We start from the raw sequence: 15,099 nt of genomic DNA, 5'->3' as shown, positions 1-15,099 counted from the left end.
CGCCCGGCGGGGGCGGGCCGGTCTCGGCGGCCCAGCCGGCCCGGTCCACGCCTTCGCCGAGCGCCCGCCGCGCGCGTTTGCGCAGCTGTGTGTCCATGTCACGGCGGATCCGTCCGATGATCTCATCCATGTCGGGCATGCGGGCGACAGTAGATCATCAGACCTCAACACCGCATGGGTTCACGGGTATTCACCCGGGCGGATGAACGAATCCAGCGGCGCGCGACCGGCCGTCCCTCCTCCGCTCCCGCTCAGCCGCCCTGCGCGCCGGCCAGGACCCCCTCGCCGGTCCGCGCGTACCAGCGGTCGCCGCGCTGTTCCGCCAGGCCGTGCCCGGCCAGTCCGGCGACGTGTTTGAGGATGGTGCGCGGCTGGTAGCCGACGGCCGCGCAGAGGTCGTCGACGGACGCGCCGTCGGCTCCGCGGGAGCGCAGCCCGTCCCACGTCCGGGCCTCGTGCCGGCCCAGCCCCGGGACGACGGCCGCCGCCGGCGCCGCCGCACGGGTGCCGGGACCGGCCTGCGGCCCGACCTCGGACCGGGCACCCTCCGGAACCACCGCCCTGGCCTCCACCGCCCGGACCTCCACCGCTCGCACCCCGGCCCGGGCCTCCGGCCGGGTCGAGCCGCCGACCGGCCGCGGGGTCCGGTTGACCCGGCGGTGCCTGCGGCCCTTCTGGCGCTTGCTCATGAACCACTCTCCGTCCTGTCGCGCGAAGGGCCCGCGCCGCGGGCCCGATGGGCGGCGGCCCGCGGGACCGCGCGCCGCCGAGGGGTCAACCAGCGCCGCGGCGGGCCGGTTACGCCACCAGAGCGAGCCCCAGGCGCCGCGGACCGACGCCGAGCGACCCGATCATGACGCAGGGCTACCACGGAGCGCCGGAGAGCAGTCCTCCTTGTCGGATATGTGACGCTGGTGGCGTGCACATAACGAATGCCGAGAATGGGACGGGAGTCGCCGGATTGCGAACGAATCGTGAGCCCTCCCGCGTTTTCCGCGACCGGGGCCGATCATCATGACGGGTGTGAGCGTGGAACCGGTACGCGTGGCGGACGACGGGGGTGAGGCCCCCGCCGTGCCGCCGCCCGCCCGCGGACGGCGCCGTCGGCACGAGGCCGTGCTGCTCTGCCTCGCCGTCGCGATCAGCGTCCTCGGCTACCTCTACGCCGGTGAGGCCACGACCGGGCGGATCCCGGACGGCCTGCCGGGCTTCGCCGCCGCCATGGTCTGCCTGGCCCTGGTGCCGCACCTCGTGCTGCGCCGCTGGGCGTACCACGCCGACCCGCTGATCCTGCCGCTCGCCACCCTGCTGTCCGGCCTCGGCCTGGTGCTGCTGTTCCGGCTCGACCACGCCTACGCGGCGCGGTACCACTCCCCCGGCACCGCGCCGGGCCAGCTGCTCTGGACGGTCATCGGCGTCGCGGTCTGCGTCGGCGTCCTGGTGGCGCTGCGGGACCACCGGTGGCTCCAGCGGTACATCTACCTGACGATGGCCGTGGCGCTGGTGCTGCTGATGGCCCCCGCCGCGTTCCCCGGCGACACCTACGGCGCCAAGCGGTGGATCTTCCTGGGGCCGCTGTCGTTCCAGCCCGGCGAGTTCGTGAAGACCATGATCGCGATCTTCTTCGCGGGCTACCTGGTCGCCCACCGCGACGCCCTCGCGCTGGCCGGCCGCAAGGTCCTCGGCTTCCGGCTGCCGCCCGGCCGGCAGCTCGCGCCCATCCTCGCGGTGTGGGTGCTGAGCCTGCTGGTCCTGGTGCTCGAACGGGACCTCGGCACCTCGCTGATCTTCTTCGGGCTGTTCGTGGTGATGCTCTACGCGGCCACCGAGCGCACCAGCTGGGTGCTGTGCGGGCTGCTGATGGCCGTCGTCGGGGCCGCCGCCGTCGGCTCGACCGAGCAGCACGTCAAGGGCCGTATCGTCGCCTGGCTGCACCCCTTCGACATCTACCTGCCCAAGGAGCGGCGGCCGCCGGGGCTGATCTCCGACCAGGCCGCGCAGGCCCTGTTCTCGTTCGGCAGCGGCGGCCTGTCCGGCACCGGGCTGGGCAGGGGGCACCCGGAGCTCATCGGGTTCGCCGGCCGCAGCGACTTCATCCTCACCACGGTCGGCGAGGAGCTGGGGCTGGCCGGGCTGATGGCGGTGCTGCTCGTCTACGCGCTGCTGGTCCAGCGCGGGCTGAGCACGGCGCTGCGCTCCCGCGACCCGTTCGGCAAGCTGCTGGCCGTGGGGCTGGCGGCGGCGCTGGCGCTCCAGGTGTTCGTGGTGGCGGGCGGCGTCATGGGCCTGATCCCGCTGACCGGCAAGGCCCTGCCGTTCCTCGCCAAGGGCGGCTCCTCGCTGGTCGCCAACTGGCTGCTGATCGCGCTGCTGCTGCGGATCAGCGACGCGGCGGGACGGGAGCGGGCGGAGAACGAGGAGCGCGAGGCGGCGCGTCCGGGGTAGCGCGCTCGGCCGTTCGCGCCCACTGGGGGCACTCCCGTGCCTTGTGGGGCACGGTATGCGGGCAGTATCCCGGGGAGCACTCGGGCATCTGCCGAGACTCGTATGACCGGGCCGCCTCCCACCGAAGGAGCGTCAGCATGCCCCACTCCCGTCCCCCCGGCCGCCGCCGCGCCGCCCTGCGCGCCGGCGCCGTGGCCGCCGTCCTCACCTGCGCGACAGCCCTCTCCCCCGAGCCGGCCGGCGCCGCGCCGCCCCACCGCGCCGACCCCGTCGTCCGCACCGCGCAGGGGGACGTGCGAGGACGGGCGCACGGGACGTACGAGACCTTCCAGGGCATCCCTTACGCGCAGCCGCCGACCGGCGCCCTGCGCTGGCACGTCCCGGTGCCCGCGCGGCCGTGGCGGGGGGTGCGGGACGCGGGGGCGCCCGGACCGGCGTGCACACAGGCGGACCTCAAGACGGGCAAGGTCACCGGCTCCGAGGACTGCCTCCGGCTGCACGTCACCCGGCCCGCCGGGCGGGCGCCGGCCGGGGGCCGCCCGGTGCTGGTCTGGGTGCACGGCGGTGCCTTCGTCCAGGGCGCGGCCGCCGACTACCCGGCCGGGCGGCTCGCGACGCGCGGGGACGCGGTGGTGGTGACCGTCAACTACCGGCTGGGCGTCTTCGGCCTGTTCGGCCACCCCGGCCTGGGCGGGGCGCCGGACTTCACCCTCGCCGACCAGCGGGCCGCCCTGCGCTGGGTCCGGGACAACGCCCGGCGCTTCGGCGGCGACCCCCGGCAGGTGACCCTCTTCGGCGAGTCGGCGGGCGCCCTGAGCGCCTGCGCGCACCTCGTCTCGCCGGGGTCGGCCGGACTGTTCCGGCGGGCGGTGCTGCAGAGCGGTTCGTGTCTGACGAGCATGCCGAGGGCGGCCGTGGTGCCGGGGACGCCGGCGTGGTCCCCCTGGGCGCGGGAGCGCGACACCAGCGCGGCCGGCGCCGCGGCGGCGCGCCGGCTGGGCTGCGGGCGCGCGGCGGACGCCCTGCGCTGCCTGCGGGCGCTGCCCGCCGCCAAGCTGGCGACGCCCGAGCTGATGCGGGCGTTCACCGCCGTCTCCTACGGCAACCGGACGCTGCCGGAGGAGCCCGGCCGGGCACTGCGGGCGGGCCGCTTCCAGCGGGTGCCGGTGGTCCAGGGCACCAACCGCGACGAGATGCGCTACTTCGTCGCCGACGCCTTCGCCGCGTTCCCCGTCCGCGACGAGAAGGACTACCGGGCCCGGCTGCGCGGCTCCTTCGGGGACGCGGCGGCGGACGTCGAGCGGCTCTACCCGGCCCGCGCCTTCCCCACGCCCGCCCTCGCCTGGGCGACGGTCCTCACCGACCGCTCCTGGACCTGCACCACCCTGCGGGCGGACCGGCTGCTGGCCGCGCGGGTGCCGGTGTACGGGTACGAGTTCGCCGACCGGAAGGCGCCCAACGTCTTCGGCCTGCCCACCGTCCCCGAGGTGCCGTACGGCGCGGCGCACGGCTTCGAGCTGACGTACCTGTTCGACGTCCCGGCGCCGTTCACGGCGGCCCAGCGGACGCTGTCGGCGCGGATGACGGACGCGTGGACGCGGTTCGCCCGGACGTCCGTCCCCGGGCCCGGGTGGCCGAGGTTCGGCGGCGGGGCGCCGCGGGTGCAGTCGCTGGCGCCCGGCGCGGGCGGGATCCGGCCGGTGGACGCGTCGGCGGCCCACCACTGCGCGTTCTGGGAGCGGCACGGCGCCTGACCCCGGACTGCGGCCCGGCCGGTACCGGGGCACGATGGGGGCATGCTGCTGGCCGAGCTCGCCCGGGTGTCCGCCGAGGTGGCGGCGGTCCGCGCGCGGTCGGCGAAGACCGCGCTGCTGGCCGGGCTGTTCCGGGACGCCGAGCCGGACGAGGGCCCGCTCGTCGTCCCGTACCTGGCCGGGCGGCTGCCCCAGCGCAGGACCGGCCTCGGCTGGAGCACCCTGCGCGACCCGCCCCCGCCGGCCGCCGCGCCCTCGCTGACCGTCGCCGAGGTCGACGCCGCGCTCACCGCCATCGCGGCGGTCGCGGGCAAGGGGGCGCAGGCGGAGCGGAAGCGCCGGGTGGACGCGCTGCTGGCCCGGGCCACCGAGGAGGAGCAGCGCTTCCTGCTCCGGCTGATCGGCGGCGAGCTGCGGCAGGGCGCCCTGGACGCGCTGGCCGCCGAGGGACTGGCGGCGGCGACGGGCGCGGCGCCGGACGCGGTGCGGCGGGCGGTGATGCTCGGCGGCTCGCTGGGCGCGGTGGCACGGGCCCTGCTGGCGGACGGCCCGGCGGCGCTGGAGGCGTTCCGGCTGCGGGTGGGGCGCCCGGTGCAGCCGATGCTGGCGCAGACGGCCAAGGACGTCGACGACGGGCTGGACCGGCTCGGGCCGTGCGCGGTGGAGGAGAAGCTGGACGGCATCCGCGTCCAGGTGCACCGGGACGGCGCCGAGGTCCGCGTCTGGACCCGCACCCTGGACGACATCACCGATCGCCTTCCCGAACTCACCGCCGCCGTCATGGAGTTGCCGGTGGCGTCGGCGGTCCTGGACGGCGAGGTGATCGCGCTGGACGCGGCCGGCCGGCCGCACCCGTTCCAGGACGTCGCGGGCCGGGTCGGCACCCGGTCCGGCGCGGCGGGCGGGCTGCCCCTGTCGCCGGTCTTCTTCGACGCGCTGGCCGTGGACGGCCGCGACCTGCTGGAGCTGTCCACGGCGGACCGGCACGCCGAGCTGGCCCGGGTGGCGCCCGAGCCGCTGCGGGTCCGCCGGCTGGTGGCCGCCGACCCGGCCGACCCCGAAACCCGCGCGGCGGCCCGGGCGTTCGCGGCGGAGGTGCTGCGGCGCGGCCACGAGGGCGTCGTCCTCAAGGCCCTCGACGCGCCGTACACGGCGGGCCGGCGGGGCGCCTCCTGGCTGAAGGTGAAGCCGGTGCACACCCTGGACCTGGTGGTGCTGGCGGTCGAGCGCGGCCACGGCCGGCGCACCGGGAAGCTCTCCAACCTGCACCTGGGCGCGCGGCGGCCCGACGGCTCGTTCGCCATGCTGGGCAAGACGTTCAAGGGGCTGACGGACGCGATGCTGGAGTGGCAGACGCGGCGCCTGGGCGAGCTGGCCGTCGACGACGACGGGTGGGTGGTGACGGTCCGCCCGGAGCTGGTCGTCGAGATCGCCTACGACGGACTCCAGCGCTCGACCCGCTACCCGGCGGGCGTGGCGCTCCGCTTCGCCCGCGTCGTCCGCTACCGCGAGGACAAGCGGGCGGAGGAAGCGGACACGGTGGAGGCGGTCCTGTCGTCCGAGGCGGGCGCCCGACTCGCCGAGGAGCCGGCGCCCGAGGAGCCGCCGTCCTGATCACGGCTCGATGCCGACCGGCTTCTCCGCCCGCAGGTCGCTGACGAAGCCGCCCTTGACCGCGCGCAGCCAGTAGGAGTGCGCCCGGTCCTGGGGCCGGACGTCGGGGTCGCGGACGAGCTTGCGGTCCGCCGAGGTGGCGCCCGCCGGAACGTTCAGCTGGAACGTGTAGGGGTGCCAGATGCCCAGCTCGCTGCTGTAGAAGGGCTTGCGCTCCATCAGGACGACCTGGTCCGGGGCGCCCGGCACGGGCTGCCAGGAGACCCGGACGGTGGCCGCGTCGAGGCGGTCGAGGGACACCTGACCGGGCGTCCCCGGGATCGCCGAGGCGGCGGCGGGCCGGACGTCGGCGCTGTGGATCGTCCGGGGGACGGACGGTTCGTAGTGCTCCGGGTGGTCCAGCTTCCCGGTGACGCGGAGCGCGGCGGGCGCCCGGGTCTCCCCGCCCGCGCAGGCGTCGACCTGGACGACCTTGTGCCAGCCGTCGGACAGCCGCACGTCGTCCTCCTTCTGCGTCGGCAACGTGCGCACGGTCCCGCCGAAGACGCCGCTGACGGAGTAGACGTAGCGGGAGTCGTCGGTGCGGACCACCTGGTAGCTGCACCGGTCCACGGCCGCGGCGCGGGCGTCGACCGCCGGCCGGGCCGCGGGCGCCGCGGCGGCGGCGCCCGCTCCGGCGACGAGGGCTCCCAGCCCCAGGGCGCAGGTGGCCAGGGCGGTGGCGAGACGGGAAGGCATGCGTCCTCCGGTGGTGTCCGTGTCCAGCGGTCCGCGTCCAGCGGTCCGCGTCGACGGCTCGCGGGAGCCGACGACGTGGGCCGGCCTTGATCGCTCCGGCCGGCCGACCGGACGCTACCGGCCATCAAAGGTCAAGGAAAGACCAATGAATGGCAAAGCAACGGTTTTGCGCCGCCTCCCCGAGGACTACGGCCGGTTCACGTCGGCCGGGCAGAGCCGCCGCGGCTTCGCGTCGCCCTTGAGCTTGGCGTCCACGCAGCCGCCCGGCAGTCCCTGGTACGCGGCCGTGCCGAAGTTGGCCGTCACGGTGAGGACGCCGTTGCCGAAGACCGTCCGCTGGACCGTGCGGTCGCCGGTGAGCGTCCGGAAGTCCGTCATCGCCTCCGTTCCCGCCGCCTTGTGCAGCGGGGAGAAGTACCGCTGGAGAGCGGCGAGTTCGGCGCCCCGCTCCTTGATCGACGGGCCGTCGAGGACGAAGTTGAGCGGGGTGTTGTAGAGCATGGCGAGCAGCGCCCGCGTCGTCTTCTGCTTCGGCAACTTGTCGTAAGGGAGCTCCCAGCGCTCGGTGTTGACGAGCGAGTCGTGCAGCGCGGTCTCGTACAGGGGGACGCGGTACGCGGGGTCGTACATCGCCTTGGCGACGTCGGCGGGGAGTTCGGCGGGCTTGAAGAAGATCCCGGGGGCCTTGGCGGGTGTGTAGCCGCCCCACTTCTCCTTGTTGCGTTCGGCCTTCCACAGCCCGTCGGCGACCGGGGTGCCGGATCCGTGGTCGAAGGCGAGGACGCCGTTGGCCCAGGCGCCGGCGGACTCGGAGCCGAGGACGAGGCGGTCGTGCCCGGCCAGCCGGCCCATCCGGGCCAGCCGGTTGGCGCGGTCGCGGGCCTTGGTCATCGGGTGGGCCGGGCTGTGGTCGCGGAACAGCTCGCCGGCCGCGTCCACGTCGAGGAAGTAGCTGTCGGCGCCGTTCTTCGTCATGGCGCGGGTGCGGTCGGCGAGGTGGTGCTTGCCCGGCTCGGCCTTCTCGAACGCCTCGGAGCTGAGGTAGCAGCCGCGGTCGTGGAAGCCGGGCTCCGGCTTGCCGTCGGCGCCCCGGACGCAGAAGTCGGGGTACACGGTGCCGGGCCAGACGGAGGTGGGGGCGTCGGATGTCTTCGGGTCCTGGCCGTTGGCGAACGAGTCGTAGGGCCCGACGAGGTAGCCCGCCTTCTTGGCGGCGGCGACCGCCTCGGCGTCCATCGGGGTGTCGTCGGCGTCGTAGCCGAGCCACATCCGGTCGACGCCGAGGGCGCGCAGCGCGCGGACGCCGTCCGCGGTGCGGGCCTGCCCCCAGGTGTAGGCGTGGAAGGCGCCCAGCAGCTTCTTGGTGGCGGGCAGCGCCTGGGCCTTGCGGCGGAGGCTGCCGAGCTGCCCGTGCTCGGCGAGCCAGGCGCGGTACTCGCGGGCGGGGGCGACCGGGGATCCGTCGGTGAGGGCGAAGGCGACGGTGTACTCGGTGGTGGCGTCGCCGCGCGAGAAGCGGTGGGCGGCGGCGGTCCGCAGCCGGCCGCCCTCGGAGGTGACGCGCAGGGTGGTGCCGATGTCGGTGGGCACCAGGTAGCCGACGCCGCGGCCCGGGCCCAGGCCGTACCCCCACAGGGGCAGCGAGAGGCCGGAGTCCACGGCCGTCTCGCCGTCCACGAGGCCGGCGCGCGGGGAGTTCCAGAAGGGGTCGGCGACGGGCAGCGACAGCCCCTCGCCGCGGGCCAGCTGGAGGCTGGACGCGGCCCGGTCGGCGCCGGTGACCGGCCAGTTCAGCGTGGAGTCGGCGGTGCCGCCGGCCTTGAAGGAGACGAGCAGCCGGCCGTGGTCGGCGCGGGCGGTGACGGTGAGACCGGTCCGCGGGTAGTCCCAGCGGGCCCCGTCGGCGGTGGCGGTGACGCGGCCGGGGGTGCCGAGCGCCTCCGCCGCGGGGGCGGACAGTTCGGCGGTGCCGCCGGAGGCGGTGCGGGCGGTCACCCGGAGGGTGGCGGTGTCGACGGTCGCGGTGCCGCCGCGGACGGGGAGGTCGACGAGGCCGCCGTGGATCCGGGGGCCGGCCGTCGCGGCCCGGGAGGGCGCGGGGGCGGCGTCGGCGGCGGAGGCGAGGGTGACGCACGGGAGGGTCGCGGCGAGGGCGACCGCCACGGCGCGGACGACGTGACGTGAGGTCGTGATGCTCATGGGGAGTTGATAGTGAACGGACGTAAGAAAGCGTTCTCACATCTCGGCGTCCCGGCCCCGGCCCGCCGTCCGGGTGGACATGGATCCGCCCGGACGTGGCACACACACAAGGTGTGGCGAGAGAGAACGATGTGGCGCAGGACGGTGGAAGAGGTCGCGGCGGCGGGGCGGGCGCTGCGGCGGGCCTGGCAGGGGCCGGGCCGGGAACGGGAGCTGGTGGTCCTGGCCTTCAAGGCGACCCTGGCCGCGGTGGCCGCCTGGGCCCTCGCCGCCTGGCTGCTGACCAACACGCTGGCGCTGATGGCCCCCTGGGTGGCGCTGCTGCTCGTCCGCACGACGGTCTACCGGTCGCTCGCCCAGGCGGCCCAGCAGACGCTGGCCATCGCGCTGGGGACGGTCATGGCGACGGCCGGCGGCATGCTGCTCGGCGGGACCCTGACGGCCATGGCCGTGGTGCTGCCGGTGGCCCTGCTGATCGGGAACTGGCAGCACTTCGGCGACCAGGGGCTGGCCGGCGCCACGTCGGCGCTGTTCACCCTCGCCGGGGGCGAGTGGTCGGTGGACATCGCCGTCGACCGGGTACTGGCCGCGCTGCTCGGGGCGGTGGTGGGAGTGGCGGTGAACGCGTTCGTCCTGCCGCCGGTCTCGCTGCGCAGCGCGCGGGACGCCATCGGCGAGGTGGTCACCGAGTGCCGGACGGTCCTGGACGCGATGGCCGAGGGGGTGACCGAGGGCTGTGACCACGGCCGCGCGGTGGGCTGGCAGGAGCGGGTCCGGCGGCTGCCCCGGCTGCTGGGCGGGGTGCGCTCGGCGATCGGCTGGGCGGAGGAGAGCGCGCGGTTCAACCCGCACCGGCGCCGGAGCGAGCTCCTGTGGCGGGCGAAGCCGTCATACGAGGAGACCGCGCACACGCTGGAGCATGTCGTCGACCATCTGGAGGGGCTGTCCCGCACCCTGGTCGAGGCCACGGACGAGCACCATCCGCGCCGGCTGCCGGGCCCGGAGGCCACCCGACCGTACGGCGACTTCCTGCACCGGGTGGCCCGGGCCCTGTGCGCGTACGGCCGCACGGTGACCGGGGACGACCCGGCCGCCGCCCGCGAGGAGCTGCTGCGGGAGCTGCGCGGGGTGGAGACGGCGCACGGGACGCTGCGGGCCCGGCTGGCGGAGCAGGCGTCGACCGACCCGGAGGCGATCGAGCTGATCGGCTCCCTGTTGGCGGAGGCCCGGCGGCTCACCCACCGGCTGCGGGTGCCGGACGGCGCGGATGGTGCGGACGGCGTAGGCGGCGCGGACGGCTTGGACACAGCCTCCGAAGGGACCGCCTGAGCCGTGCGGGCGGATGTTCGGCCGCGAGGGACGGCCCACCCCGCTGGGGCAGGCGTTCGCCGAGTACGGGCGGATCGCCAAGACCCTGCACCTGCTCGCCGTGGTCGACCCGGTCGACGACACCTACCGCCGGCAGTTGAACCGGCAGCTCACCGTGCAGGAGTCCCGCCACAAGCCCGCCCGGGACGTGTGCCACGGCAAGCGCGGCACCATCCACCAGGCGTACCGGGACGGCATGGAGGACCAGCTCGGCCCCCTCGGCCTGGTCCTCAACGCTATCGCGCTCTGGACGACCCGGTACAACGACGCCGCGGTCGCCCGGCTGCGGGCCGAGGGCCACGAGATCCGCGACGAGGACATCGCCCGGCTGCCACCGCTGAAGCACAAGAACCTCAACGTGCTGGGCCGCTACAGCTTGACCCCGTCCCTCCCGGCCGGCGGCCTGCGCCCGCTGCGCGACCCGGACGCCCCCGGGCTGGGCGACGACGAGGACGAGGACGAGGACGACAGCATGGACGACTGACCCGGGGCTCTACTCTGCACCACGGTCCGGCGTCCCATCGGGGCAGGCAAAAGGTCGGTGCCGCGGCTTCCGGTATCAGGGGGAACCGGTTTGCAGCGGGAGCGGCGGTGAGGGGCGGGTTTCAGCGTCGCGGAGGCCTTGGGTGGTGACCCGGGAGGCGAGGGGGATCGCGGCGAGGGTGAGTCCAACGGCTGCGGCGATGAAGGTGGCGCGGATCCCCAGGCTGTGTCCGAGCAGGCCGCCACCGAGGGCTCCGAGGGGGACGACGCCGAGGACGATCAGGCGGTAGGCGGCGGTGACGCGGCCGAGGAGTTCGTCGGGGACTGCCGCTTGGCGCAGGGTGCTGACGACGATCTGGTTCAGTGAGGTGGCAAGAGCGGCGCTGAACATGGCGGCCAGGGCCAGGGGTGTGCTGTCGCCCAGTCCGAGGACGGCGTAGCCGGCGGCCGGGGTGAGGGCGGCGAGCCAGGTGGTGGGGCCGCCGCCGATGCGGGGCACGACGCGCTCGGCGAGCAGTGAGCCGGCTATCGCACCGGCGGCGGGAACGGCGACGAACAGGCCGTAGCTCGACATGGCCAGTCGGTACGGGCCGGTGATCAGCAGGACGAGCAGTCCGCCGGTGGCCGCGCTGAAGAAGTTGATCGCCGCCGAGATGAACGCGACTCGGCGCAGCAGGTCGTGGCGCCAGAAGTGGGCCCATCCGGAGCGGATGTCCTGGGTGATGGTGGTCGGGTTCGCGTGGCGGTGCTCGTGTTCCTCGCCGGTGGGGCGCAGCGCGGGCAGCAGCAGGGCCGCCAGGCCGGCGAGGGCGAACGCGGCCGCGCCGGTGTAGAAGGCCGCCGATGCCGCCAGCGCGAACAACGCCGCGCCGGCAGGCGGACCGACGAACGTGTTGATGACGGACTGTGTGGCGAACAGTCTGCCGTTGGCGCGCTCGAGCTTCTCGCGGGGCAGAACACGGGGCGGAATGGCCAGGGCGGCGTTGTCGACCATCGTTTCCGCACAGCCGGCGATGAACACCGCGGCGTAGAGAAGTGCGACGTGGTGCCATCCGTTGGCCAAGGCGAGGGCGAGCAGCGCGAACCCCGCCGCGCGCAGCCAGTTGCCGACGATGAGTATCCGGCGTCTGTCCATGCGGTCGGCCATCGCACCGGCAGGGAGGGTCGCGAGCAGCCAGGGCAGGAACTGCACCACCGTCATGCCCGCCACCACGAGCGGGTCACGGGTCAGCGTGGCGACGAGCAGCGGTGCGGCTGCCTGCAACACCCCGTCGGCAAGGTTCGAGGACGCTTGGGACGTCCACAGCGCGGTGAACGGTCTGAGGGCGGCGACGGGCACGATCGTTCTCCTGGTGCGATCTCATGGGTGATCTGCTGATTGGGCATGATGCCAAGAGGATCACCTCACATGCAATAATGCTTTCTCCTGTGAGAGTCGCCCTCAGGTGCAAGCGCCCCCACAGGTGCAAGCGCCATTGCCGACGAGAGGAGTTGATGGTGAGGTTCGGCCACATCGCGGGTGACCGCATGCTCGACCTGGTGAACACCGTTGCCTGGCGGCTCGGCGGGCCCGAACGCGTCGAGGCCCTGAAGACCTTCGCCGACATCGTCGAGTGGTGCACGGAATCCGGCCTGATGAGCACAGGTGAGGCAGCGACCTTGCGTGACCTCGCCAGCCGTGACGGCGCCCGGGCCGAGCGGGAACGGGAACAGATCATCGAAGCGCGTGAGAGGGCCTACAGAGCTCTCTTCGACGACGACCCCGAAGCCGCCGCGGGCCTCGCGAGCATGTACCGGGCGGCGATCGCCACAGCCGACCTGGTCCGCACAGGCGACCGCTGGCAGTGGCAAGACCGGGACACCGACCTCCGCCTGCCCCGCGATCGCATCGTCCGCGGGCTGGTGGCTCTTACCCAGCGCGACGACCTCGACCGCCTCCACCAGTGCGAAGACGCCAAGTGCGGATGGGTCTACCTCGACACGTCACCGCGGCGGAACCGTCGCTGGTGCAACACGAAGGACTGCGGCGACCGCAACCGCGCCCGCGCTTACTACGCTCGGCAGAAGGCGAAGGGCCACCAGCCCTGATGCATCCACCACCTGTGATCATGGCTCACGGCGTCGAGACTCGATCAGCGCCCCAGGTCGGGGGCGACGCGGACAGCGCCAAGCGTCGCGGTGCCCCATGCGCCAGATGATCTTGAACCCCGGACGGCTCTCACAAATGACCAGTTGCGAGAGTTCTGCGAGAGCCCCGGAGTCGATCACATTTCCGCAGGTCGCTCGGTCGCCTCGCTGTACCGCGCGCTCGCCGAAGCCGAGCGGGCCGAGGCCCCGGCCGGGCCGGCCCGGAGATCATCGCCCCGCGCCGGCCGACGCGGGGCGGACCTCACCGGCCTGGCAGCAGCACCGACCCCGAGCTGATGGAACGCCTCCAGCGCCAGGTCCTCGCCCCCGCCGCCGACGACGTGCCGCACACGCTCGTTGAACAGACCGAGGACCAGACGAACGACGTCGTGGCGGCGCTGCCGGCGCAGGCCCGGCACGAAGAAGAGGACGCGTGATCCGGGCGCCGCACCGTACGAAGGGCCCCAAGATCAGCTGATGGCGGCTTCCGGGCTCACCTTGGCGGACACACCAGCGGCGAGAACGCCCACCGAAGGACCTTGATCAATCCCAGCGCCAACGGCTGTACCGATGGTCCCCGAAGCCGGTTCAGGAGCGGTCGTCGCCCGGTCCGTCGGACGGCGGGCCTCCCTCCTCGTGCGACCGGCCCGGGTGGCGCAGGTGCAGCCAGACGTCCCTGGCCCGGCGGCCGGCCTCGGTCCGGCTGCGGGCGACCAGGCGGCGGGCCTGTTCGGGCGACTCCACCATCGGCCCGGAGCCGCGCAGCGGCTTGCCCGCCGTCTCGTGCAGGAAGAAGGCCGAGATGAAACCGACGGCTCCCGCGCCCATCAGGTAGTAGGCGGGGATCATGCGGTCCCCCGTCTGCTCCAGCAGCGCGGAGACCACCAGCGGAGTGGTGCCGCCGAACAGCGAGACGGAGATGTTGAACGAGACCGAGAGCGCGCCGTAGCGCATCCGCGTCGGGAAGAGGGCGGGGAGCGTGGACGCGGCGGTGCCGGCGAAGACGACGAGCAGCAGGCCCAGCACCAGGCAGCCGAGCGCCGGCAGCAGCGTGCCCCCGGCCCGGATCAGGAGGATCGCCGGGATGGCCAGGGCGATCATCGCGGCGCTGCCCACCATGAACATCGGCCGGCGGCCCCACTTGTCGGAGCGGCGGCCCACGGTGGTGATGGTGAGCGCCACCACGATCATGGTGCCGAGGATCAGCAGCTGGGCCGTGGTGGGGTCCTTGCCGAGGGTCTCGGTCATGTAGGTGGGCAGGTAGGACGTCACCAGGTAGTTGGTGACGTTGTAGACGATCACCAGGCCCATGCAGATGAGCACCGCGTGCCAGTGCTTGGTGAAGATCTCGCGCAGCCGGCCGTGGCCGGACTGGCGGGCTTCCTCGGTGCCCTCGGCCACCGCCTCCTCGTCGGGGGCGGCGGGCGCGACGCCGGCCTCGGCCGCCGCGCGGAAGGCGGGGGTCTCCTCCAGCTTCATCCGCATGTACAGGCCGATCAGGCCGAGCGGGCCGGCCAGCAGGAAGGGCAGCCGCCAGCCCCAGTCCGTCATCCCGTCGTCACCGAGGACGGCGGTGAGCACGGTGACCAGGCCGGAGCCGAGCGCGTAGCCGACGAAGGTGCCGAAGTCGAGCCAGCTGCCCAGGAATCCGCGGCGCTTGTCGGGGGCGTACTCGGCGATGTAGGTCGTGGCCCCGGCGTACTCGCCGCCCGTCGAGAAGCCCTGCACCAGCCGGCACAGCAGCAGCAGGACGGGCGCGGCGAAGCCGATCGTCCCGTAGGTGGGGAGCAGGCCGACGGCGAAGGTGCTGATCGCCATCATGATCATCGTGGCGGCGAGGACGCGCTGCCGGCCGACGCGGTCGCCGAGCGGCCCGAACACCAGCCCGCCCAGGGGGCGGACGAGGAAGGCGGCGGCGAAGGTGGCGAAGGCGGAGATGACCTGGGCGCCCGGGGAGCTGGAGGGGAAGAAGACCTTGCCGAGGGTGGCCGCCACATAGGCGTACACGCCGAAGTCGAACCACTCCATCATGTTGCCGAGCGCCGCGGCGGACACGGCACGGCGGACCTCCGGGCGGTCCGCGACCGTGACCTCCTCGATGCTCAGGGACGACTTGTTCCGCCGCAGCAGCGTGCGGAGCAGGCGGTCCGTGGACGAGGTGCCACCCCTGGCGGGGGCACCCCGCACGGTGTTCGGGGTTCGTCTGCGCTCGGCGCCCATGATCACCTGTCGGAGAGTCTGGCGGGACGCGCGGTCCCGTTGGTCCCTTCCGGTATGGGTACGCACTTTGGCGCTGTTTATTCGCTTATGACTCACGCGGATGCGTCTTGCCCGGTCGTCACGGGTAAAACCTGCCGCCCCCGGAGCCGGG

The 15,099-nt window shown here is 74.1% G+C and carries 11 protein-coding genes and 1 pseudogene; 7 read left to right on the top strand and 5 right to left on the bottom strand.

Annotation, left to right across the window (positions count from 1 at the left end; genetic code table 11):
- Positions 1-251: 251 nt before the first annotated feature.
- Positions 252-689, bottom strand: a complete 438-nt coding sequence (locus tag JNW98_RS04950; protein WP_223766823.1) for a hypothetical protein — start codon at positions 687-689, stop codon at positions 252-254.
- Between the two features lie 325 nt (positions 690-1,014).
- Here JNW98_RS04950 and JNW98_RS04945 point away from each other — a divergent pair, with 325 nt between their 5' ends.
- From JNW98_RS04945 to JNW98_RS04935, 3 genes are all read left to right on the top strand, one after another.
- Positions 1,015-2,445, top strand: a complete 1,431-nt coding sequence (locus tag JNW98_RS04945) for an FtsW/RodA/SpoVE family cell cycle protein (protein ID WP_223766822.1) — start codon at positions 1,015-1,017, stop codon at positions 2,443-2,445.
- 137 nt (positions 2,446-2,582) lie between these two features.
- Positions 2,583-4,199: a carboxylesterase/lipase family protein gene (locus JNW98_RS04940; protein ID WP_223766821.1), complete on the top strand. Its 1,617-nt coding sequence runs from the start codon at positions 2,583-2,585 to the stop codon at positions 4,197-4,199.
- 42 nt (positions 4,200-4,241) lie between these two features.
- Positions 4,242-5,813: an ATP-dependent DNA ligase gene (locus JNW98_RS04935; RefSeq protein ID WP_223766820.1), complete on the top strand. Its 1,572-nt coding sequence runs from the start codon at positions 4,242-4,244 to the stop codon at positions 5,811-5,813.
- Here the strand turns inward: JNW98_RS04935 and JNW98_RS04930 are convergent, their stop codons facing one another.
- Entirely contained in the window at positions 5,814-6,551 is a 738-nt protein-coding gene (locus JNW98_RS04930) for a hypothetical protein (RefSeq protein WP_223766819.1), read from the bottom strand.
- Between the two features lie 186 nt (positions 6,552-6,737).
- Entirely contained in the window at positions 6,738-8,750 is a 2,013-nt protein-coding gene (locus tag JNW98_RS04925) for a glycoside hydrolase (RefSeq protein ID WP_223766818.1), read from the bottom strand.
- A 111-nt stretch (positions 8,751-8,861) separates the two neighbouring features.
- On the opposite strand from JNW98_RS04925, the gene JNW98_RS04920 reads away from it, so the two are divergent.
- Together JNW98_RS04920 and JNW98_RS04915 are read left to right on the top strand one after the other, a co-directional pair.
- Positions 8,862-10,079, top strand: coding sequence for an FUSC family protein (locus JNW98_RS04920; protein WP_223766817.1), 1,218 nt, complete (start codon positions 8,862-8,864; stop codon positions 10,077-10,079).
- 10 nt (positions 10,080-10,089) lie between these two features.
- Positions 10,090-10,602: pseudogene (locus tag JNW98_RS04915) on the top strand (Tn3 family transposase); the annotation flags it as partial.
- A gap of 75 nt (positions 10,603-10,677) precedes the next feature.
- On the opposite strand, the gene JNW98_RS04910 reads toward JNW98_RS04915, so the two are convergent.
- Positions 10,678-11,940 carry an MFS transporter gene (locus JNW98_RS04910; protein ID WP_223766816.1) on the bottom strand — a complete coding sequence of 421 codons (1,263 nt, stop codon included), beginning with the start codon at positions 11,938-11,940 and terminating at the stop codon, positions 10,678-10,680.
- Positions 11,941-11,963: 23 nt separating this feature from the next.
- On the opposite strand from JNW98_RS04910, the gene JNW98_RS04905 reads away from it, so the two are divergent.
- Together JNW98_RS04905 and JNW98_RS04900 are read left to right on the top strand one after the other, a co-directional pair.
- Positions 11,964-12,689 carry a CGNR zinc finger domain-containing protein gene (locus JNW98_RS04905; protein ID WP_223766815.1) on the top strand — a complete coding sequence of 242 codons (726 nt, stop codon included), beginning with the start codon at positions 11,964-11,966 and terminating at the stop codon, positions 12,687-12,689.
- A 335-nt stretch (positions 12,690-13,024) separates the two neighbouring features.
- A complete protein-coding gene (locus JNW98_RS04900) occupies positions 13,025-13,165 on the top strand; it encodes a hypothetical protein (RefSeq protein ID WP_223766814.1) in 141 nt (46 codons plus the stop codon).
- Positions 13,166-13,316: 151 nt separating this feature from the next.
- Here JNW98_RS04900 and proP read toward each other — a convergent pair whose 3' ends face one another.
- On the bottom strand, positions 13,317-14,948 hold the full coding sequence (gene proP / locus JNW98_RS04895) for a glycine betaine/L-proline transporter ProP (protein WP_223766827.1): 1,632 nt from the start codon (positions 14,946-14,948) through the stop codon (positions 13,317-13,319).
- Positions 14,949-15,099 lie beyond the last annotated feature (151 nt).

Origin of the sequence: Streptomyces huiliensis, from assembly GCF_020037025.1 — a bacterium.
In the GTDB taxonomy this organism is placed as follows: Bacteria; Actinomycetota; Actinomycetes; order Streptomycetales; family Streptomycetaceae; genus Streptomyces; species Streptomyces huiliensis.
The sequence above is the reverse complement of the archived record's forward strand: the minus strand, read 5'-3'. Positions and strand labels throughout refer to the sequence as shown.